This is a genomic window from Paenibacillus sp. CF384 (genome assembly GCF_900106745.1).
GTDB lineage: Bacteria > Bacillota > Bacilli > Paenibacillales > Paenibacillaceae > Paenibacillus_Z.
In genome coordinates this window covers 194,086-215,624 of sequence record NZ_FNNV01000013.1, presented here as the reverse complement: position 1 = coordinate 215,624, position 21,539 = coordinate 194,086, and the positions used below count along the sequence as shown (strand labels likewise).

Here is a 21,539-nt window from a genome sequence, read left to right as displayed (position 1 = left end):
CGCTTAACAGCCGTTTAATACTCTTATCATATCACACTTGATTGTGATAGAACCAGTTCTTCGGCAATTTGGAGCGCTTCACCCAATTTAGAAGGATCTTTTCCTCCGGCTTGGGCCATATCCGGCCGTCCGCCGCCGCCGCCGCCGCATGCCGCGGCTGCTTCTTTAATGATTTTGCCGGCGTGGAAGCCTTTCTTCACGAGCTCTGGCGAAACCGCCACGACAAGGTTTACCTTATCTTCTGCAACAGCGCCAAGCACGATTACCGCATTACCCAGCTTCGTTTTCAGCTCATCCACGATACCGCGCAGCGCATCCATGGAAGGAGCATTAACCTCTGCAGCCAGCAGTGTGATATCCCCTACTGCCTTCGCTTGCGATTCTAACGAACCCGCTTCGATACGGCTCAGCTTGCTTTGCAGCGATTCGTTGTCACGCGTCAGTTCTTTCACTTGACCATGCAGCGCTTCGATACGTTTAGGCACATCTGCGAGGTTCGACTTCAGCTGCGCAGCCGCTTGCTTCAACAGATCAAGCTGGCTTTCCATGTACAGGTAAGCATTGCGGCCTGTTACAGCCTCAATACGACGTACACCTGAACCGATACCGCTCTCGCTCACCAGCTTGAACAAACCGATTTGTGCGGTGCTTGTAACATGGCAGCCACCACATAGCTCAAGGCTGTAGTCGCCTACACGAACGACACGCACAACATCGCCGTATTTCTCGCCGAATAGTGCCATAGCGCCCATCTCTTTTGCCTCGGCAAGCGATTTGTAGTCGATTTGGAGCGTCGTGCCCAGCCAAATCTGTTGATTGACGCGGCGTTCGATCTCTGTGAGCTCCTCTTGGCTGATGCTGCCAAAATGCGAGAAGTCAAAACGAAGACGATCCGGTTCTACCAGGGAACCCGCTTGATTAACATGCTCGCCGAGCACATCTTTGAGCGCACGATGCAGCAAATGCGTTGCCGTATGGTTCTTGATCGTATCCTCGCGTGTTTGCGTCGAAACCGCCGCTTGAACCTGATCACCGACGGTTACGGTACCGCTTGCTACAACGGCATGATGCACCGACTGACCATGAGGAGCTTTGGTGACATTTTCGACTGTCAGCGTGAAGCCTTGGCCCGTAATCGTACCGCTGTCGCCTACTTGACCGCCGCTCTCTGCGTAGAACGTTGTACGATCCAAGATCACAAGCACTTGGCTGCCTTGGGCTGCGGAGTCGACAAGAGCATCGCCGTTTACGATCGCAATTACCTTCGCGCCTTCGAGCGTCAGATCCTGATAACCCACAAATTCCGATTTCTCAGTGAAATCAGCAAGCGGTCCCCCTTGCACATTCATACCGCCAGTGTCCTGACGAGCTGCACGTGCGCGTGTACGCTGCTCCTCCATCGAAGCATCGAAGCCGTCACGGTCCACAGTCATGCCGTGTTCAGCCGCATAGTCTTCCGTCAGATCGAATGGGAAACCATACGTATCGTAAAGCTTGAACGCATCCGGACCGCTGATCAGCGTTTGACCGCCGGCTTTTGCCGTCTTCACAAGCTCGCCCAGAAGTGCCAAGCCGTCAGAAAGCGTTTCATGGAAACGTTCTTCCTCTGTACGGATCACCTTCTCGATAAACTCGCGTTTCTCGACAACCTCCGGGTAGTGGCCGCCCATAATGTCGCCAACTACTTTCACCAGATCATGCAGGAACGGACGATCCACACCGAGTGTTTTGCCGTAGCGCACTGCGCGGCGAAGCAAACGGCGGATGACATAACCACGACCTTCATTAGAAGGCATGACGCCATCGCCTACAGCGAACGCCACAGTACGGATATGATCGGCAATGACCTTCAGCGCAATGTCCGTATCCGCATTCGCATGGTACGTTACGTTTGCGATTTGACTGGTCCGGTCGATGATCGGACGGAACAGATCCGTATCGAAATTGGAGTCTACGTTTTGCAGAATCGACGTAATCCGCTCCAGACCTGCGCCTGTATCGATGTTTTTATTCGGAAGCGGAGTATAGCTGCCGTCTTTATTATGATTATATTGCGAAAATACAAGGTTCCATACTTCCAGGAAACGTTCGTTTTCTCCGCCAGGCCAGCATTCCGGATCATTCAGATCGCCGAAAGCTTCGCCGCGGTCATAGAAAATCTCGGTACAAGGACCGCAAGGGCCTTCGCCGATGTCCCAGAAGTTATCCTGCAGACGGTAAATGCGCTTCTCAGGAAGACCGATTTTCTCATTCCAGAAACGGAACGCTTCTTCATCTTCAGGGTAAACCGTGACGGAAAGTCGCTCCGGATCGAAGCCGATCCACTCTTTGCTGGTCAGAAACTCCCATGCCCAAGTGATCGCTTCTTCTTTGAAGTAATCGCCAATGGAGAAGTTGCCCAGCATTTCAAACATCGTTTGGTGACGACGCGTTTTGCCGACATTCTCAATATCATTGGTACGGATACACTTCTGCGAATTCGTAATCCGCGGATTGTCCGGAATAACGCGACCGTCAAAATAGGACTTTAGCGGTGCCATCCCTGCATTAATCCATAGCAAGGAAGGGTCATTATGAGGAACTAATGAAGCGCTGGGCTCAATCTTGTGCCCTTTGCTCTCAAAAAATGCAAGCCACTTGGAACGGATTTCACTTGCTTTCATCACGGTTCAGCCTCCAATTATAGAATAAAAACAAAAAAACGCCCCCAAAAAACAGGGACGAATCATTCGCGGTACCACCCTGGTTATCGCCCTAGCCGCCCACGATGAACAGCATAAACGATCTCCTTAGACAGACGTTAACGGGTCTGATCCGGTGAAGTTCATTCACACTCCGAAGCCAGCCTTCAGTCATCCTTCACCCTTAGAATTCTCTCAGCCAGCGCGGGCCTAATCGGCGTACGCGAAGGAATTCTTTCTCTGCTTGGCGGTCTATGACCTACTACGGTTTCATCAACGTTTTTATTGATAGTCAGGCGTAATTGTCATAAGTATAGCGACTGTTGGCATGGTCTGTCAAATCGTCTTTCGCCTAACGTAATACGCGAAGATATGCTGCACGATGACCTTCACCGCGGCAAAGATCGGCACAGCCAATATCATCCCGACGATACCCGCCAGCTCGCCGCCAACGAGCAGGGCAAAAATGATCGATAACGGATGCATATGCAGCGTTCTTCCCACCACCTGCGGCGAGATGATGTTCCCCTCGAGAATTTGGCAGAGGGTGTTCACGATCGCCACGAGCAGCATCATTTTGATCGACACGGTAGATGCCACGATAAGCGCAGGCGCTGCGCCGAAGAACGGTCCCAGATAGGGAATAATGTTCGTCACCGCCACAACGCTTGCCAGAAGGAGCGGATACGGAATGCCAATAATCAAATAACCGATATACGCCAGTGTGCCGACAATGACACAAACGAGAAATTGTCCCCGTATGTAGCTGCCAAGCGCATGATCGATATCCTTGAGCAGCCGAACCGCATGCTTACGATGTGATTTAGGCACATAGGTAAGCAGCGTTCGTTCAAACACCTCGAAATCCTTTAAGATGTAGAACGCCAGAAACGGGATGATAAACGCGATAAAAATCACATTAATCATTTCACCGATATTGTTGATAAAAGCAAATATCGCATCCGAGCCCTGCTTCTCCAGCTTATACAGCGACTTCTCTATTCCTGTTCGGATGCTCTCCGGGAGAAAAGAGGAGTTGTTTAGGTCGTTGACCATACTCCGAGCCTGCATGGTAATGTCCGGCATATGCTTGTTCAGTTCCTTGAGCTGATCCATAAACATCGGAATCGCGTTCACAAGTACAACCGTAAGCGACGCTAAGAATACGGCATAAATAAGCAGCACCGCGATCGTACGGGGCACCTTGCGTTCATTCAGAAGACTGACTATCGGATTGAGTACGTAAGATATAATCATCGCAATCAGAAACGGTGCCAGAACCGCACGCAAAAACACGTAAATGTGGATGATGATCGGTTTGATCAGCAGCAATAGATATAGAGCCGTCAGTCCCAAAATGAGATAGACAAGCCATGCAAACAGACGGTTGTTCGTAAACCGTTCCACGGCTTCACTCCCCCTCGACTCGCGATACCCTTTACTGTCAGTATATGTACAAGTTGTCCAAATCATCCTTCCGTTTCTTCCGCTAGGCCTTAAAACACAAAAGAGGCGACCTTGGGCAAGGTCGCCTCTTACGCTCCGCTTAGTTCGCATGAACCTGCGGCATTTCGTCTTCAAAGAACAGATCGTCCAGCGAGCTTAATGTACCGTCTTCTTCTACTTGATAGACCGACATTTTGTCACCGTTAACGGTCAATTCAATGAAACAGCCCCAGCAGTAATACTGGTGTGATCCGATCTTTCCGATATCCTTCGAACTACAATTTGGGCATTTCATCATACATTTCTCCCTATATCCGACTCAGAAACTGCGACCGGTGAGAGGAAAGCCTCACTTCCGGCCGGTACTATGATTACATTCTCACCAAGCATAACCTCATCAGCTTGCCGTGGAGCAGGAAGCCACTTGCGGCCTTCCATTATATCCGCGATAAATCCGTCAGTCAGCTCATATCCTACTATTTGTGTACCCTGTATCTCGTCAAAATAAACATCAGATACACGACCAAGTTGTTCACCATCCACCGTAATGACGGGTAAATCCTTCAATCGGATCGATCCGGTATGAAAAGAGCGCTGAATTTCGGCTTGTTTGGTCTTCCGGACGGACGCTTCGTTCATAATGATAACCGCATCCTCGCCACAAACCATGACTTCCTTCCAGATCACTGATTTCATCGCAGTCAGAAACCGTCTGCCGGCGTCCAATATGATTCCGCCAAGCTGCCAATGCTCATCAAACCATGCATCCTTCACATGTCCGACTTGCTTGCCGGCGTTCATTTCGATGACAGGAAGACCAATCAAATGCTGTAAACGCAACATCGATGGCAGAGCCTCCTAGGCATTAGTACGAACACGCTCCATAAAAGTTGCAACTTTCTTGGCGGCCAGTTCGAGTTCCTCCATAGTATTTCCCAAACCAAAGCTGAAACGTACAGCGGATGCTTGTCTTTCTTGCGAAACATTCATCGCTATGAGCACATACGAGGGTTCAATGGCTCCCGACGTACAAGCAGACCCACCGGAAGCCGCAATTCCAGCTATATCCAGATTCATCAGCATCGACTCTGTGCTTATTCCTACAAAGCTCACATTCAGAATATGAGGAGCATAGTGTTCAGCATGGCCATTGACGATAAGTCGATCCCCACCTGCGATCTCCCGCAACCGTTCTATCCAAGTATAACGAAGTTTGTCCAACAAAAGTTTCCGTTCCGGCATCGAATTCACAGAAAGTTCAAACGCTTTGCCGAATCCGACAATGCCGGCGATGTTTTCGGTTCCTGCGCGCCGTTTGCGCTCTTGCGAGCCGCCGCTTAGGAGTGGTTCCACAGCTGTACCTTTACGGATATACAGAGCACCAATGCCTTGCGGTCCATTTATCTTGTGAGCCGAGAAGCTCATGAGGTCGACCTGAAGCTGACGCAAATCGATCGGGATAACGCCTAATGCCTGTACCGCATCTACATGCACAAGCACGCCACGAGACCGGCCGAGTTCACCGATCTCTGCAATCGGTTGAATCGTACCGGTCTCATTGTTGACATACATGATGCTAATAAGCGCCGTATCCGCTGCAATAGCTTGTTCTACATCCTGCACGCTCACTAGACCTTGCTCATCTACCGGCAGAATCGTCACACGAAATCCTTCGCGCTGTAACGCCTTGCAGGTTTGGAGCACGGCCTGATGTTCCGTTGCGGACGTAATGATATGGGACTTGCCTTGTTTGCAGGCAGCTCTGGCAGCGCCAATGAGCGCTGCATTGTCACTTTCTGTTCCACCGCCGGTAAAGACCAGCTCAGAGGCTGCGCAGCCGATCCCGTGCGCAATGATATCGCGCGAACGATTCACGAGCTGCCTTGCCGCACGACCGAAACTATGCGTACTTGAAGCATTGCCGGGAGTACCGGTCATAACCTCAAGCATCGCTTTGGCTGCTTCGGGATGCATAGGTGAAGTTGCTGCATGATCATAGTAAATTCGATCCATTATACAATCATCCTTAAATATAGAACATGTAGGAGTCCTGAGGCTCCTCTTCTTTATACGTTACGAGATCAGCGAGCGTTGTCGAATCAAGCACTTCAGCAATGCTGTCACGAATTCTGAGCCACAAATTCCGCTTGGCCGGGTCATCCTCTTCCGTGAAATCGACAGGCGAAATCGGACCTTCCAGGATACGAATGACATCCCCTGACGTGATTTCCTGCGGTTCCTTCGACAGAATATAACCGCCGTAAGCGCCGCGAATACTCTTAACCAGACCCGCATTACGTAGCGGTGCAATAAGCTGCTCGAGGTAATGCTCTGATAGATGATTCCGCTCTGCGATGCTCTTCAATGATGTTGGACCTTCTCCGAACTTACCTGCAAGCTCCATCATAATGGTTAGACCGTACCGGCCTTTGGTTGAAATTTTCAACTACGACACCTCTTCCCGGGCTAAACTATATCCTATTGTAAGTGCTGGAGCGATCATGGATTACAATTCATGGTATTCCCATATCATATCTATGTTAACATAACGGAAACAGAATTTGTTGAAAAAACGATGACACTTTCATGAAAATCATACGCAATCTATGCTACAATAGATGAATTGAATCGGTCGCACGGTGGAAATGATCCTCCGGAGCGACTTTGAACTATCAAGGTGGTGGTATTAAGAGATGAGCAATTCATCTATTCGAGTCGTAGTTGGCATGTCCGGCGGTGTGGATTCGTCCGTTACCGCATTGCTGCTCAAACAGCAGGGTTATGATGTCATAGGCATTTTCATGAAAAACTGGGATGATACCGACGAGTTCGGCCATTGCACGGCTGAAGAAGATGCGGAAGATGTTCGCCGTGTCTGTGATCAAATCGGCATTCCTTATTATACGGTAAATTTCGAGAAAGCTTATTTCGATAAGGTGTTTGCTTATTTCCTCGATGAATACCGTAATGGTCGTACGCCAAATCCGGATGTCATGTGCAACCGCGAGATCAAATTCGGCGACTTCCTGCACAAAGCGATGGAGCTTGGCGCTGATTATTTGGCTACCGGCCATTATGCTCGCTTGGAGCGAACTGCTGACGGGGAAGCTAAGCTCCTCAGAGGAGTAGACTCCAATAAGGATCAGACCTACTTCCTGCACGCGCTTCGTCAGGATCAGCTGGCCAAAGCGATGTTCCCCATCGGTCATCTTCCGAAGCCGGAGGTCAGAAGAATCGCCGAGGAATTCGGTCTTCATACGGCTAAGAAGAAAGACAGCACAGGCGTCTGCTTTATCGGCGAGCGCAATTTCAAGGAATTCTTGAGCGGCTACCTTCCTGCTCAGCCCGGTCCGATGATTGACATTGAATCAGGTGAAACGAAAGGTCGTCATGATGGCCTCATGTATTATACGCTTGGACAGCGGCAAGGACTTGGCATCGGCGGCTCCGGCAATGGCGAGCCGTGGTTCGTAGCAGACAAAGATCTCAAAGAGAACATTCTGTATGTCGTGCAAGGCGATCAGCATGCAAGCTTGTATTCCACGAGCTTAACCGCAACCGGAATCAATTGGATTGCACCGCTTAAACCGGAAGGCCCAATTACGGTTACGGCGAAGTTCCGGTACAGACAAGCAGACCAAACCGTCACATTGACGCTGCGCCAAGATGGTACAACAGGCGATGTGGTATTCGAGAAACCGCAGAAAGCTATTACTCCTGGTCAAGCCGTAGTCTTCTACGACGGCGAAGTATGTCTGGGCGGCGGAACAATCGATATCGTGAATAAATAAATCCGCATCACCATTAAGAAGTATCTCCGATCCCTTGATCGGAGATGCTTTTTTATATGAAATCAAACAAAAGCTGCCCCAAAAGTCATCTTGCACTTTTGGGGCAGCCTCTTATACGTATAATGGCGGTTAACCGGTTTCTGCTTGCAATTCGATACTTTCTTCTTCTTCTTCGATTCGGCTTCCTTGCTTGCGGATGATGATTCTGGATATCCGTAAGTGGTCGGTCTCCTCAATCACAAACTCAAAGCCGTCCGGTTGCACGACACGTTGGCCTTTAGACGGAGGATTCTCGATTTGCGCGTAGAACCAGCCGCCGATCGTATCGTAATCGTCGCTTTCGATTTCCAATCCGAAGTAGCTGTTCACCTCTTCAATCAACATCATGCCGTTGATCGAATGGGATTGGTCATCTCTTGGCTCGATATCGGGGCGTTCTTCATCAAATTCATCCTGAATTTCACCGACGATTTCTTCCATGATATCCTCAAGCGTTACAAGTCCGGACGTGCCGCCATATTCATCGATAAGAATGGCGATTTGGGTCTTCTTCTTCTGCATCAGCTTAAGCAGGTTGCTGATTTGCATGGAATCAGGCACTGTAGTCATTGGACGTGTAATCGTGCGAATATCCGGCAAGCCTTGATGCGTCACTTTAAGTAAGTCTTTAATGTGGACAAATCCGATGATATTGTCCTTGTCGCCGTCACAAACCGGATAACGAGTATGCATTTCTTTAAGCGCAATAGCCTGGTTCTCGTCGAACGACAGATTGGCATATAAGCATATCATTTCGGTACGTGGAATCATTATCTCCCGCGCATGGGTTTCGGCAAAATCAAATATATTATCGACAAGCGTTAGCTCCGTATTATCAATTAGTCCGGATTTATGACTTTCTTTCATCAGGATGCGAATTTCTTCTTCGGTATGGGCGGATTCATGTTCTGCCGCAGGCTCAATACCAACGCGCTTAAGCAACCAGTTGGCTGTTCCGTTGAGCAGATAGATAAACGGATACATGATTTTGTGAAAACCTATGAGCGGCATAGCCGTCCACATTGTTACCGACTCAGCTTTTCGAATCGCAATCGTTTTGGGGGCCAATTCTCCAAGTACAATGTGTAACACCGTAATGATGGTAAAGGCAATAATAAAGGCAACCGTATGAATGGCGACTGGGCTAAAATGGAACTTCTCAAGCACAGGCTCAAGCATCGCTGCAATGGCAGGCTCACCTACCCAACCAAGACCAAGTGATGCCAACGTAATTCCAAGCTGACAGGCCGATAGATACGCATCCAAATTACTAGTTAGCCTGGATGCAAAACGGGCACGGCGATTGCCGTCAAGCGCCAGTGAATCAATCCGACTGCTTCTTACTTTCACCATGGCAAATTCCGCAGCTACGAAAAAACCATTCAAAAAAACAAGAAAAACGATTAAAAGCAAGTTCAAAATTATGGGTAACGGGTCACTACTCAACGATTCCCTGTTAGCCGCGATTGCGACGAACAGGTGCACCTCCTTCTGGGACTTAAGATTATAAAGAAACGTTATAATACTAGAGTAGTCGATGAAGCAACTTTACGTCAAATGCCGTCATCCCACCTTCTGGCCCGTATTCGCGGTTCTAGTTATGTTTATTCCATAAAGGTCGGCCTTTATGCGCTATTTTCTAGCTCCTGCTTACGTTTTTGAGGATTCAGCTGTTATTTTGGTCATTTCCGCCGCTCCTGATTTTGTCGAATCTTGTCCTCCATCCCCTGATTGGTGGCATGGTAGAACGTTTTGTTCGCTATCCGTTCAGGCAAATACACCTGTTTCACATAGTGGCCAGGGTAATCATGCGGATACTTATAACCAACATGCCCAAGACGCGCAGCACCGCTGTAGTGTGTATCTCTCATGTGATGCGGCACTTCGGCTGCTCCAAGCTGCTCGATGGCATTCATCGCGTTGCCGATCGCCACAGCCGCGGCATTGGACTTCGGACTTTCCACGGCAAACAGAATCGCCTGCGTAATATTGTATTTGGCTTCCGGCCAGCCAATTTTATGATACGCATCCATAGCCGTCACCGCTTGAACCATCGCCTGCGGATTCGCAAGCCCGATATCCTCGCTGCAAGCCACGATCAACCGCCTTATGAATGTCATCGGATCCATGCCCAGCTTCTCGACCGCATACAGAAACCAGAATAAAGCGGCATCGCTGGATCCCCGAACGCTCTTATGGAAAGCAGATAACACGTCGTATTGTGTCGATTCGTCTGCGCGAATGGTCGGCTTGCGGATGGACTCCTCCGCCACTTCCAACGTTACAATAACCGAGCCGTCCGGTTGTGACGGAGTCGTCACGGCTGCCAGCTCAAGCGCATTCAGCGCGCGGCGAATATCTCCGCCTGCCATGGAGGCCATGTGCTGCAGTGCTTCATCCTCGACCGTCAAATCCATGAAGCCAAGTCCACGATCACGGTCTGCCATTGCACGGCGCATTGCCGTGAGTGCATCCTCGCGCGTCAGCGATTCCAGCTGAAACAACGTGGATCGAGATAGGAGCGCGCCATTCACATAATGAAATGGATTCTCCGTAGTGGCTCCTATGAAGATAATGATTCCCTGCTCCACTGCCGGCAGTAGCGCATCCTGTCTGGCCGAGTTGAAGCGATGCACCTCGTCTAAGAACAGAATTGTTTTGCGGCCGTACATCGACTTGGTGATCCTTGCCTGCTCAATCACTTCCCGTACATCCTTGACGGACGCATCCACGGCATTCAGCTTTACAAACTCCCCTTGCGTACGTTTCGAAATGATATGTGCCAGGGTCGTCTTGCCGCAGCCTGGAGGGCCATACAGCAGAATCGATGTAATTTGATCCGCTTCGATTGCGCGTCGAAGCAGCTTGCCTGGCCCGACAATGTCGGACTGGCCTATATATTCTTCAATCGTCTGAGGGCGCATGCGGTCTGCCAACAGCTTGGCTCGCGGTGCTTGTTCCTCATTCTGATAGCTAAATAAATCCATCGCTCACCCATTCCTTTCCTGCTTATCATAGCACACTAGCACAAACGTTCGCTATTCCTGTACGCAGTTGCTATATGCAAGAAGACCTTCCCCAGTAAGGAGAAGGTCTTCTGAATCGTTACCAATGATTAGCCAAAAAACGTCTGGAAGAGCAAATAGATGTTCAATCCTGCAATGACGATGGCAACGAACCACGCGAGTATCTTAAGCCAAAGCGGGTTAGCAAACTTACCCATCTTCTGTTTGTCGCTTGTGAATTTAACAAGTGGGATGACCGCAAATGAGAGCTGCAGCGACAAGATGACTTGACTTAGAATGAGCAGCTGCGCTGTTCCGCTTGCACCGTACAGCCAAGTGACAATAACGGCGGGGATGATCGCTATGAGCCGTGTAATCAGTCTTCTCAGCCATGGAGCCAGTCGGATGTTCAAGAACCCTTCCATGACGATCTGCCCTGCGAGCGTGCCGGTCAAGGTGGAATTCTGTCCAGCCGCGAGCAGCGCTACCCCGAACAATACACTTGCCGCTGTTGTTCCCAGCATCGGCGCCAGCAGGTGATAAGCTTCACCGATCTCCGCGATCTCGGTATGACCAGCCGCGTAGAAGCTTGCCGCAGCAATGATGAGAATAGCAGCATTAATGAATAATGCGAAGAATAAGGCAATGGTGGAATCCCAAGTCGAATATTTAATCGCTTGGCGTTTACCAAGCTCCGTCTGTTCGAATTGACGCGTCTGAACGATAGATGAGTGCAAATACAGATTATGCGGCATGACTGTCGCGCCTAGTATGCCAATCGCGATGTAGAGCATCGCTGGATTCGTAACAATTTCCGAGCTTGGAATAAAACCCTTCATGACTTCGCCAACTTGTGGCTGCGACCAGAAGATTTCAACCAGGAAACAGCCGCCGATGGTGACGATCAGTACGATTACGAGCGCTTCTATATATCTGAAACCCTTATTCTGCAGGAGCAGTATGAGCAGTACATCCAGTACCGTTATTATGACCCCTGCTATAAGCGGTATGCCAAACAATAAATTCAGTGCGATCGCTGTTCCGATGACCTCTGCAAGATCACAAGCAGCTATTGCAAGCTCACAGAGCACCCATAGCGACATGGCGACTGGTTTGCTGTAATGGTCCTTACAGGCCTGTGCTAGATCGCGTCCTGTGACGATGCCGAGCTTCCCGGCAAGTGCTTGAAGCAGAATCGCCATCAGATTGGATAATAATATAACGGATAAGAGCGTATAGCCGAACTTTGAGCCGCCCGCTAAGTCGGTTGCCCAATTGCCCGGATCCATGTAGCCAACGGCTACGAGATAACCCGGTCCGGCAAAAGCTAGAAACTTGCGAAACCACGATCCGTTCTTCGGAATCTTCATGGAACGATACACTTCGGGAAGTGTATTCGTCGTTCTTCGATTTCGCCAGCCTTTCTCGGCTGCCACCGAATTAGATTGATCACTCATTGTTCTCACCTCATGTAAACACTAATATGTCGTATATCCCTTACACATATGCAGGAGTGAAACTGTTGTTGCCTACTTTCATTGTACACACACAAAAAAGTTTGTCAAAGGCAACTTTTGTTGACTAGGACAAAACTCCGCGCAAAAAAAGCCCGAATCTTCAGGATCTACCTGCAGATTCGGGCTTCTGATCATTATTTATCCGAAGGGCGTTTCAACTGTTTTTCCAGTTTATCCGCCATTTCATTGATGCGTTTCGTACGTGTCACTTCTTGCTTCGCTTCATTGATCCAACGAATGTACTCTTTGCGATGCGATGGCGCAAGCTCAGCGAAGAATGCAGCTGCTTCAGGCTTTGCGGCAAGTGCTGCCGTGACGTCATCCGGAATAACCAGTTCTTTCACTGCAGTAGTCGTCGTACGGCCGATATCAGCAGCACGGCTGGCTCTTGCCGAGGTTTGCACCATGCCTACCGGACGGAAGCGCATAGCTGACCATGTCTCATCGACAGACACAAGTGAAACGCCTTCCCAGCCTTCGTCTTTGACGACTTTCCAGCCGCGATCGCGGTTAATGTCTGTGCGAATTTTGGCCGTTCCTTTCGGATAGCAGATCCAGAGTAGACCTTCTTTCTTGACTGCTTTAAGCGCCTTAGGTGCATGTTCATTCAAGCTTGCAATGTCCTTTGCGAACAGCATGACAAAATCATAAGTACCGCTGTCCATTTCATCAAAAGCTTCGTTCTCCTCAACACCCAGCTCTTCCTCATAAGAAGGAGCAGGCGCTTCCAGTACCGCAATGCGCATATCGAGCGATAGGCGTAATTTGTTAACGAGTTCCGCATTCATTTAGGAAATACCTCCTTTAGCGAGCAAGTCTTTCACGACTACACTCACCATAATTAGTCCCGCAACCGGAGGGACAAAAGCATTGCTGGCCGGCGGCTGCTTTGCTTTGCGTATTTCAGGCGCATTCTCAGGCACGATACGCTGCGTGACATCTTCACGGGGCTTCATCGGCTCTTCCGTCGAGAATACGACCTTTACGCCCTTCTTAATGCCCTCTTTACGCAACTTCTGACGGACGACCCGTGCAATCGGATCCATCGAGGTTTTGGAAATATCCGCTACCTGGAACCTAGTCGGATCCATTTTGTTCGCTGCCCCCATGCTGGAGATGATCGGGATTTGGCGCTCCAAACATTGTTTGATCAGATGGATCTTGTAAGCTATCGTATCCGAAGCATCCACAACATAATCCAGCTCATATTCGAAAAGCTTCTCGTACGTTTCTTCCGTGTAAAACATCCGCAGTGAAATGGCATCGCATTCCGGATTGATCAGCTTAATGCGGTCACGCATGAGGTCTGCTTTGGGCTGGCCGACCGTCGTTGTGAGCGCATGAACCTGGCGGTTAATGTTCGTAATATCGACGACATCTTTGTCGATGAGTATAATGCGGCCAACGCCTGTCCGCGCAAGTGCTTCTGCGGCTATCGCACCGACACCGCCGATACCGAGCACCGCAACCGTGCTGCCCTTCATCATCTCCAGACCTTCTGGACCGATGGCGAGCTCCGTTCGTGAAAATTGGTGCAGCATAATGGAAATACACCTCTTAGCTATAATTTGTACCTGCTATAAACATAAAGAATCCGGCTCTCGACGCTACACGCGGACGAAAGCCGGTTGTTGGATTAGTTAGTTTGCTGTGCGGAAGCACCGGCTGCTGCAGCCTCAGGCTGTTTTGCAGGCTTTTGAATGGTACGGATATGCAGCTGTTGCAGCTGAGAGATATCCACTTCGGATGGCGCATCGCTGAGCAGGTCCGTTGCACTTGCTGTTTTAGGGAACGCGATCGTTTCACGAAGATTCGTGCGTCCGGCCAGCAGCATCACAAGGCGGTCAAATCCGAATGCAAAGCCGCCGTGTGGAGGCGTTCCGTAATCGAAAGCATCGAGCAGGAAGCCGAATTTCTCATGCGCCTCTTCAAGGGAGAAGCCAAGTGCTTTGAACATGAGCTCCTGTACGTCACGTTTATAGATCCGCATCGAACCGCCGCCAACCTCGTAGCCGTTAAGAACAAGGTCATAAGCCTGCGCGCGGATAGCGCCCGGATCTGTTTCGAACAGCGGCAGATCGTCTTCGTTTGGACGTGTGAACGGATGGTGTTCCGCTACATAACGTTTCGCTTCTTCATCGTAGCCGAGCAGCGGGAAGTCTACAACCCACTCCAGCTTGAATTTGGACTCATCGATCAAACCAAGCTGTTTACCGATCTTCAGACGCAGGTTGCCAAGCACATCTGCAACGACTTTCTTCTTGTCTGCAGAGAACAGCAGCAAATCGCCTTCTTCTACGCCAAGACGCTCTGTCATCGCCGCGATTTCTTCAGGCTTGAAGAATTTCACGATCGGACCGCGCCATTCTCCTTCCTTCACTGTCACCCAAGCCAGACCCTTACCGCCGTAACGCGCTGCGAACGGCTGCAGATCGTCAAGCTCTTTACGGCTCCAGCTTGCACAAGTTTTGGCATTCAGCACCTTAACAACGCCGCCGCTAGCCGCCACCGATGCGAATACTTTCACGTCGCTGTTAGCAACGATATCGGTAATGTCTTCCATCTCCATGCCAAAACGCAGGTCAGGCTTATCGGAGCCGTATTTATTCATCGCATCTGCATGCGTAATACGTTGGAATGGTGTAGGAATTTCAACGCCAACGGTTTCACGGAACAATTTCACGACAAGCTCTTCCATCAGGTTCAGCAGTTGATCCTGCGACAAGAAGGAAGTCTCGATGTCGACTTGCGTGAACTCCGGCTGACGGTCCGCACGAAGATCCTCATCGCGGAAGCAGCGTGCGATTTGGTAATAGCGCTCTAGACCACTAACCATAAGAAGCTGTTTGAAAATTTGCGGCGATTGCGGCAGCGCGAAGAATTCGCCCGGATGAACACGGCTTGGCACCAAGTAGTCACGCGCGCCTTCCGGTGTGCTCTTCGTCAGAATCGGTGTTTCCACGTCGATAAAGCCTTGACCGTCCAAGTAGTCGCGGAACACTTTAGCCGCTTTGGAGCGAAGAAGAAGCGTCTTCTGCATCTCAGGGCGACGCAGGTCCAAGTAACGATATTTCAGTCGTAGCGACTCATCAACTTCAACGCCATCCTCGATTGGGAACGGAGGCGTCTTAGCCGCATTCATGATTTCGATTTCCGTCACGCGGATTTCAATTTCACCTGTCGCGATGTTTTTGTTTACCGTCTCCGCATCACGTTCAACCACTTGACCGCGAACGGCAAGCACGAATTCGTTACGAGCACGGTCTGCAATTGCCAGCGCATCACCTGAGAAATCAGGATTGAATACGATTTGCATAATTCCGGTACGGTCACGCAGGTCGATAAACAACACTCCGCCAAGGTCGCGGCGGCGTTGTACCCAGCCGTTCAATGTAACCGTTTGTCCTACTTCCGCTTTCGTCAGTGTTCCACAAGAATGAGTTTTCAACATCATGATAGGTTAGAGGCTCCTTTTATAATGGGATTATAGGGCAATGCCTTATTTCAAAATTTCATCAGCAAGCTGATCAAGCGCAACCGACTGTTGTTCGCCTGTCGTCATGTTCTTCAGCATGATTTCACCGCGGGCCAGTTCGTCGTCGCCGAGAATGGCTGTGAAACGAACTTGAAGGCGGTCAGCAGACTTCATTTGCGCCTTCATTTTACGACCTTGATAATCCCGCTCCGCTGAGATGCCGCGCATTCTCAGACCGTGCAGCAGGCGCGTCACTTCGCGATCAGCCGCCTCGCCAAGCCCTACCATGTACACGTCAACCTGATGCAGGTTATCGAGCTGTACGCCTTGACTGTCCAGCAGCATAACTGTACGCTCCAAACCCAGTCCAAGGCCAACGCCCGGCTGATCCGGTCCGCCGATGTCGGCTACAAGGCCGTTGTACCGGCCGCCGCCGCCAATGGTATCGATAGCTCCGATACCTTCCGCTTTGTACTCAAATGCCGTGTGCGTGTAATAATCAAGACCGCGCACCAGTCGCGGATTGATGTAATACGGAATATTCATTCCCGTCAAATGAGTTTGCAGCGATTCGAAGTGCGTGCGGCACTCTTCGTCCAGGCTATCCAGAATGGAAGGCGCTTCTTCAAAACGATGCTGATCTGTCTTGCAATCCAGCACGCGCAGCGGGTTACGATCCATCCGCGATTGGCAATCCTTACACAGGATTTCGCGCATTGGTTCTAAGAAACCAAGCAGCTTCTCGCGGAATACTGCGCGAACAGCCGGAGTCCCGACGGAATTGATTTCAACGCGAACGTCCTTCAATCCCACTTCGGCGTAGAAGGTATAACCCAGTGCAATGACTTCCGCATCCAGCGCAGCATCTACAGCACCAAGCGCTTCGATGCCGAATTGGTGGAACTGACGGTAACGCCCTGCTTGCTGGCGCTCATAACGGAACATTGGCCCGATATAATACAGCTTCGTCAGATCAGGCTCGCCATACAGCTTGTTCTCGACATACGCACGAACTGCGCCTGCCGTACCTTCCGGACGCAGCGTTAGACTGCGATTACCGCGGTCGGTGAACGTGTACATTTCTTTCTCCACGATATCGGTCGTTTCACCGACACCGCGCTTATACAGCTCCGTCATTTCAAACATTGGTGTGCGGATCTCACGGAAGTTAAAGCGACGGCAAATTTCACGCGCTTTGCTCTCGACAAACTGCCATTTCTCTACCGAGCCCGGCAAAAAGTCCTGCGTGCCCGGAGGCTTCTGAAAGCCCATGTCCATTCCCCCTAAAAAGTGATGCTGTCCAGGATAATCATCAAAAAAAGCCCTCGTCCTCCGCCTCAAAAAGGCAAAGGGACGAGAGCTTGTTAGATACAAAGCTACCGTGGTACCACCCACATTCCGAATCAATGCAATTGATTCGCTTCAATCGGTTAACGCCCGACTACGCATTACAGCTAATGAGCAAGCATGGAGCCTGCAGGTTCACCGCATGTCCTCTGGGAAGTCTGTCCGCTCAAGCACGCCAAGGATTCTTCCAGCCAAGGAATCCCTCTCTGAATCGGTGCGGGTAGAACGAATCGGTCCCTTCAACGGATCGACATAATATAACCTTTATTGTATCGTTCACATCACCATGTGTCAAGAGATTAACACACAATCATTTCCACTCATTATGCCCACTCCGCGACGTGGCATACCTGCTCTTCGCTCTTGCTCTTTGCTCTTGCTCTTCGCTCTTGCTCTTTGCTCTTGCTCTTCGCTTTCCGCTTTCCGCTTTCCGCTCTTGCTCTTAGGTCGCGATAGCGGCCGTCTCGCTCTTCGGTCGCGATAGCGACCAAAACCCAACTAACTTCCCCGCGGCCTACGAGCGGGCCTCCAGGTTACCGTGCGAGTGGCAAAGCCACGAGCACCTGGTAACCAATCGCGCGCCGAAAGTAAAGCGTGTCCCGTATGGGACGAAAGCGAGGCTAGCACGCACCTGATCACATGCGCCTCTGAGGCGGCAACGTTATGCTGGTCCCGTAAGGGACACCAGGTCGATAAACCCCGCCAAAAGTAAAGCGTGTCCCGTATGGGACGAAAGCGATCCATGCACCAAACGTAACTCGCGAGCGGTACTCTGTAACTCCGACGTTAGTCCAATTCCGGGTGTCCAGAGGGACGGAGTCCCTCGGGGTCCCCCTTTCAGGGGGATTTAGGGGGTCTCCCTCGGGATTTAGGGGGTCTTCTCCCATATAAAGAAAAAGAACCCACAACCAAGTTGTAGGTCCATCAAAGTAATATATTCAAAAAAGGGGGTCGAGGTTCATTATAGCCCAGCTTTGTTAGAGAATCATTTTAAACACATTACAGTTTAGTTACAAAAAATAAAGCGATTTCTTAGGTTTCATTCCATTTCGGACAGCAAAGGACGGGGCGCTTCGACAAAGAAGCGCCCCGTCCTTCCTGTTCAGCTGTTACATATGCTCGCCAACCGGAGAACGCCTAGGCGTTGCGGCGAAGCCGCCAAAGTCAGCAGATGCTTCGATATTCTCTTCCATTTCTGCGAAAATCAACGCTTCGCGGCGATCCGCATGAAGCAGCCTCCGCGAAATCCGTTCGACACTCTGCTCCTTGCGCGACTGATGCATAACGAGAATCCCTCCACCGTTGTCGTGCACGAATAGAGCTGTGCACTTCTAAGGCTAGTGTTCCCGTTCGAACCTATTCTAACACCTCAGCCAAGAGAGTCTTGGCTTAAGCTTTACTGTCAATAATCAAGGTAACCGGTCCCCAGTTGGTCAATGCAACATCCATCATCGCACCGAATTTGCCGGTTTCCACAGCTAGTCCACCTAATTGGAGCTGCTTATTGAATGCGTCATATAGCGCTTCTGCTTGCTCCGGACGTGCAGCAGCCATGAAATTCGGCCGTCTGCCCTTCCGGCAGTCGCCATATAGAGTAAATTGCGATACCGAAAGAATCGCGCCGCCTACGTCTTTGACGGAATGATTCATTTTACCTTCTTCATCCTCGAAGATACGTAAACCCGCAACCTTCTCCGCCATCCAGCGGATATCGGATTCATCATCCTCATGGGTAATGCCGACGAGCAGCATCAAGCCCATGTCGATCGAACCGACCGTTTCTCCATCTACGGTAACAGACGCCTGTTTGCTGCGTTGAACAACTACTTTCATAACCTAACGGACTCTCCCTGCTGAAACATGATCAATAGCTGTTGCTGTTATTGCATAATCCGCTGCACGGAATAAATATCTTTCACCCGTTTAATCCGTTCCACCACGGACTGTAAATGCTCGATGTTACGGATCAGAACCGTCATATGAATCATGGCGAGTTTGTTCTTGTCCGAACGTCCGGAGACGGCAGAAATATTCGTTTTGCTCTCCGACACGGCCTGCAGCACTTCGTTGAGCAATCCCGGACGATCATGACCGGTAATTTCGATATCCACGCTGTAGTTCGCCTCGACAGATTGTTCCCAATCTACCTCGATAACGCGAGCAGCCTCTTCACCATCCGAATTCGGGCTCACATTCAAACAATCCAATCGATGGACCGACACACCGCGTCCGCGTGTAATGTAACCGACAATGGCATCGCCCGGTACCGGATTACAACAGCGTGCGAACCGGACAAGCAGATTGTCTACCCCTTTGACAGACACGCCATGCGTCGGACGGGTTTTGCGAAGCGACGGAGAGGATTTCATCTCCTTCATCTCGTTCGTAAGCTCGATCTGATTCGCCTCTTCGGCTTCCTTGCGCATTTTCTCGGTCAGCTTCGTCACGATCTGTGCAGCGGTTATCCCGCCAAATCCAACAGCAGACAGCATATCTTCGATATCGTTGAACGTAAATTTATAAGCCGCTTCCTGCAGCTGGGAATCAGACATGAAGCTCGATGCTTCAAGCCCCAGACGTTTGAGCTCTCGCTCAATGTTGTCTCGGCCTTTCACAACATTCTCTTCGCGTCTTTCTTTCTTAAACCACTGCTTGATTTTGCTGCGCGCATGAGACGACTGTGCAATCTTGATCCAGTCCTGGCTTGGGCCGTACGAATGCTTCGAGGTCAAGATCTCGACGATATCGCCGGTCTTCAGCTTATAATCGAGCGGAACGATTCGGCCGTTAACCTTGGAGCCGATGGTACGATTCCCGACCTCGGTATGAATTCTGTAGGCAAAATCAAGCGGCACAGCGCCAGCCGGAAGCTCGAATACTTCCCCTTTTGGCGTAAACACAAAAACAAGATCGGAGAAGAAGTCCATCTTCAACGATTCGACAAATTCGGAAGCATCGCTGGCTTCATGCTGAAGCTCGATGATTTCGCGGAACAAGGTCATTTTCTCCTCGAACGAACCACCTGGTACGACGCCGCCTTCTTTATATGCCCAGTGGGCAGCGATCCCGAATTCAGACGTACGATGCATATCCCATGTCCGAATCTGCACTTCCGTCGGCTCACCGGTAGGTCCGATCACCGTCGTATGGAGGGACTGGTACATGTTTGCTTTGGGCATCGCAATATAATCTTTGAAACGGCCGGGCATCGGTTTCCATAACGTATGAATGATACCGAGCGTTGCGTAACAGTCTTTTATATTGTCAACGATGATCCGAATCGCGAGCAGATCATAAATTTCGGTGAACTGCTTGCTGCGTGCGGTCATCTTCTTATAAATGCTGTATAGATGTTTCGGTCGACCGGAAATGTCGCCTTCAATCCCCATATCCTCAAGCTTCTCCGTGATTCGGGTAATGACATCTGCGATGTATTGCTCCCGTTCCGCACGTTTCTTCTTCATGAGATTGGCAATGCGATAGTACTGCTGCGGATTCAAATAACGCAGCGCAATATCCTCCATCTCCCACTTGATGGCCGAGATCCCTAGCCGGTGAGCGATCGGACAGAAAATTTCCAGCGTCTCGTACGCGATACGCCGCTGCGCTTCCTCGGATTGATATTTCAGCGTCCGCATATTATGAAGCCGGTCAGCCAGCTTGATCAGGATAACCCGCATGTCCTGTGCCATCGCAACGAACATCTTGCGGTAATTCTCGTTCTGCTGCTCTTCCTTGGAGCGGAATTGAATCTTCTCCAGCTTCGTGAGTCCGTCTACGACAGCCGCACAAGCCTCACCGAAACGGGTTCTGACCTCTTCAAGCGGGACAGTTGTATCTTCAACGACGTCATGAAGAAGCGCAGCGATAATCGACAACACGTCCATCTGCATGTTGACGAGAATTTCAGCTACGGCGACAGGGTGTAAAATATACGGCTCTCCCGATTTACGTACCTGCCCGTGATGAGCTTGATCGGCGAATTCGTATGCTTCTTTGATCCGTGTCAAATCTTGCTCCTTCATATAGGTCGATGCTTTGTCGAGTAACTGCTCTATGCCCATGAATGTCCCTTTCCGGAAAAGCACGCTGCCTCGCGTTTTGCTTCCCAAATCAATTAAAGTGATGACGCCCGAGTTTTCCTATTATTATGCCTGTTTTAAAGCCTTTCCGTCAACCTCTCACTATGCAGCCATAAAGGCAGGTATAGAGAACGCCGGACCGCAGAAGGATGATCC

18 protein-coding genes are annotated in these 21,539 nt (G+C 50.3%); 1 reads left to right on the top strand and 17 read right to left on the bottom strand.

What is annotated here, in order from left to right:
• Nucleotides 1–26: 26 nt before the first annotated feature.
• From alaS to cymR, 6 genes are all read right to left on the bottom strand, one after another.
• Nucleotides 27–2,663 carry an alanine--tRNA ligase gene (gene alaS, locus BLW29_RS20885; protein WP_090983160.1) on the bottom strand — a complete coding sequence of 879 codons (2,637 nt, stop codon included), beginning with the start codon at nt 2,661–2,663 and terminating at the stop codon, nt 27–29.
• 354 nt (nt 2,664–3,017) lie between these two features.
• A complete protein-coding gene (locus tag BLW29_RS20880; protein WP_090983158.1) occupies nt 3,018–4,088 on the bottom strand; it encodes an AI-2E family transporter in 1,071 nt (356 codons plus the stop codon).
• Nucleotides 4,089–4,227: 139 nt separating this feature from the next.
• Nucleotides 4,228–4,425 carry a hypothetical protein gene (locus tag BLW29_RS20875; RefSeq protein ID WP_090983156.1) on the bottom strand — a complete coding sequence of 66 codons (198 nt, stop codon included), beginning with the start codon at nt 4,423–4,425 and terminating at the stop codon, nt 4,228–4,230.
• Nucleotides 4,422–4,970, bottom strand: a complete 549-nt coding sequence (locus BLW29_RS20870) for a PRC-barrel domain-containing protein (protein ID WP_090983154.1) — start codon at nt 4,968–4,970, stop codon at nt 4,422–4,424. Before BLW29_RS20870 ends, BLW29_RS20875 begins: the two co-directional genes overlap by 4 nt.
• 15 nt (nt 4,971–4,985) lie before the next feature.
• Nucleotides 4,986–6,140, bottom strand: coding sequence for a cysteine desulfurase family protein (locus BLW29_RS20865; RefSeq protein ID WP_090983152.1), 1,155 nt, complete (start codon nt 6,138–6,140; stop codon nt 4,986–4,988).
• Between the two features lie 13 nt (nt 6,141–6,153).
• Nucleotides 6,154–6,573 carry a cysteine metabolism transcriptional regulator CymR gene (gene cymR, locus BLW29_RS20860; protein ID WP_090983150.1) on the bottom strand — a complete coding sequence of 140 codons (420 nt, stop codon included), beginning with the start codon at nt 6,571–6,573 and terminating at the stop codon, nt 6,154–6,156.
• 247 nt (nt 6,574–6,820) lie between these two features.
• Here cymR and mnmA point away from each other — a divergent pair, with 247 nt between their 5' ends.
• A complete protein-coding gene (gene mnmA, locus BLW29_RS20855) occupies nt 6,821–7,918 on the top strand; it encodes a tRNA 2-thiouridine(34) synthase MnmA (RefSeq protein ID WP_090983148.1) in 1,098 nt (365 codons plus the stop codon).
• 129 nt (nt 7,919–8,047) lie between these two features.
• Here the strand turns inward: mnmA and BLW29_RS20850 are convergent, their stop codons facing one another.
• From BLW29_RS20850 to BLW29_RS20810, 11 genes are all read right to left on the bottom strand, one after another.
• The gene (locus BLW29_RS20850) at nt 8,048–9,403 is read right to left on the bottom strand and encodes a hemolysin family protein (RefSeq protein WP_090983197.1); all 1,356 of its coding nucleotides are present in this window, start codon (nt 9,401–9,403) and stop codon (nt 8,048–8,050) included.
• Between the two features lie 236 nt (nt 9,404–9,639).
• Nucleotides 9,640–10,944, bottom strand: coding sequence for a replication-associated recombination protein A (locus BLW29_RS20845; protein WP_090983146.1), 1,305 nt, complete (start codon nt 10,942–10,944; stop codon nt 9,640–9,642).
• A 128-nt stretch (nt 10,945–11,072) separates the two neighbouring features.
• The gene (locus BLW29_RS20840) at nt 11,073–12,419 is read right to left on the bottom strand and encodes an Nramp family divalent metal transporter (RefSeq protein ID WP_090983144.1); all 1,347 of its coding nucleotides are present in this window, start codon (nt 12,417–12,419) and stop codon (nt 11,073–11,075) included.
• A gap of 194 nt (nt 12,420–12,613) precedes the next feature.
• Entirely contained in the window at nt 12,614–13,267 is a 654-nt protein-coding gene (locus BLW29_RS20835) for a YdeI/OmpD-associated family protein (RefSeq protein WP_090983142.1), read from the bottom strand.
• Entirely contained in the window at nt 13,268–14,020 is a 753-nt protein-coding gene (locus BLW29_RS20830) for a tRNA threonylcarbamoyladenosine dehydratase (protein WP_090983140.1), read from the bottom strand. It lies immediately after the preceding gene.
• A gap of 95 nt (nt 14,021–14,115) precedes the next feature.
• Nucleotides 14,116–15,933, bottom strand: coding sequence for an aspartate--tRNA ligase (gene aspS, locus BLW29_RS20825; protein ID WP_090983138.1), 1,818 nt, complete (start codon nt 15,931–15,933; stop codon nt 14,116–14,118).
• A gap of 45 nt (nt 15,934–15,978) precedes the next feature.
• Entirely contained in the window at nt 15,979–17,226 is a 1,248-nt protein-coding gene (hisS, locus tag BLW29_RS20820) for a histidine--tRNA ligase (RefSeq protein ID WP_090983136.1), read from the bottom strand.
• A gap of 398 nt (nt 17,227–17,624) precedes the next feature.
• On the bottom strand, nt 17,625–17,792 hold the full coding sequence (locus BLW29_RS31485) for a hypothetical protein (protein WP_177186733.1): 168 nt from the start codon (nt 17,790–17,792) through the stop codon (nt 17,625–17,627).
• A gap of 618 nt (nt 17,793–18,410) precedes the next feature.
• Nucleotides 18,411–18,584 (bottom strand): hypothetical protein, encoded by a 174-nt coding sequence (locus BLW29_RS31480; protein ID WP_177186732.1) that lies wholly within the window; start codon nt 18,582–18,584, stop codon nt 18,411–18,413.
• Between the two features lie 106 nt (nt 18,585–18,690).
• Entirely contained in the window at nt 18,691–19,134 is a 444-nt protein-coding gene (gene dtd / locus BLW29_RS20815; protein WP_090983134.1) for a D-aminoacyl-tRNA deacylase, read from the bottom strand.
• Nucleotides 19,135–19,181: 47 nt separating this feature from the next.
• Nucleotides 19,182–21,365 carry a RelA/SpoT family protein gene (locus BLW29_RS20810; protein WP_090983132.1) on the bottom strand — a complete coding sequence of 728 codons (2,184 nt, stop codon included), beginning with the start codon at nt 21,363–21,365 and terminating at the stop codon, nt 19,182–19,184.
• Between the last annotated feature and the right edge of the window lie 174 nt (nt 21,366–21,539).

Coding starts and splice junctions, on each gene's coding strand:
- alaS (WP_090983160.1), bottom strand. CDS start 2,663: ATGAAAGCAAGTGAAATCCGTTCCAAGTGGCTTGCATTTTTTGAGAGC.
- BLW29_RS20875 (WP_090983156.1), bottom strand. CDS start 4,425: ATGATGAAATGCCCAAATTGTAGTTCGAAGGATATCGGAAAGATCGGA.
- BLW29_RS20870 (WP_090983154.1), bottom strand. CDS start 4,970: ATGTTGCGTTTACAGCATTTGATTGGTCTTCCTGTCATCGAAATGAAC.
- BLW29_RS20865 (WP_090983152.1), bottom strand. CDS start 6,140: ATGGATCGAATTTACTATGATCATGCAGCAACTTCACCTATGCATCCC.
- mnmA (WP_090983148.1), top strand. CDS start 6,821: ATGAGCAATTCATCTATTCGAGTCGTAGTTGGCATGTCCGGCGGTGTG.
- BLW29_RS20845 (WP_090983146.1), bottom strand. CDS start 10,944: ATGGATTTATTTAGCTATCAGAATGAGGAACAAGCACCGCGAGCCAAG.
- BLW29_RS20840 (WP_090983144.1), bottom strand. CDS start 12,419: ATGAGTGATCAATCTAATTCGGTGGCAGCCGAGAAAGGCTGGCGAAAT.
- BLW29_RS20835 (WP_090983142.1), bottom strand. CDS start 13,267: ATGAATGCGGAACTCGTTAACAAATTACGCCTATCGCTCGATATGCGC.
- BLW29_RS20830 (WP_090983140.1), bottom strand. CDS start 14,020: ATGCTGCACCAATTTTCACGAACGGAGCTCGCCATCGGTCCAGAAGGT.
- aspS (WP_090983138.1), bottom strand. CDS start 15,933: ATGATGTTGAAAACTCATTCTTGTGGAACACTGACGAAAGCGGAAGTA.
- hisS (WP_090983136.1), bottom strand. CDS start 17,226: ATGGGCTTTCAGAAGCCTCCGGGCACGCAGGACTTTTTGCCGGGCTCG.
- BLW29_RS31480 (WP_177186732.1), bottom strand. CDS start 18,584: ATGCATCAGTCGCGCAAGGAGCAGAGTGTCGAACGGATTTCGCGGAGG.
- dtd (WP_090983134.1), bottom strand. CDS start 19,134: ATGAAAGTAGTTGTTCAACGCAGCAAACAGGCGTCTGTTACCGTAGAT.
- BLW29_RS20810 (WP_090983132.1), bottom strand. CDS start 21,365: ATGGGCATAGAGCAGTTACTCGACAAAGCATCGACCTATATGAAGGAG.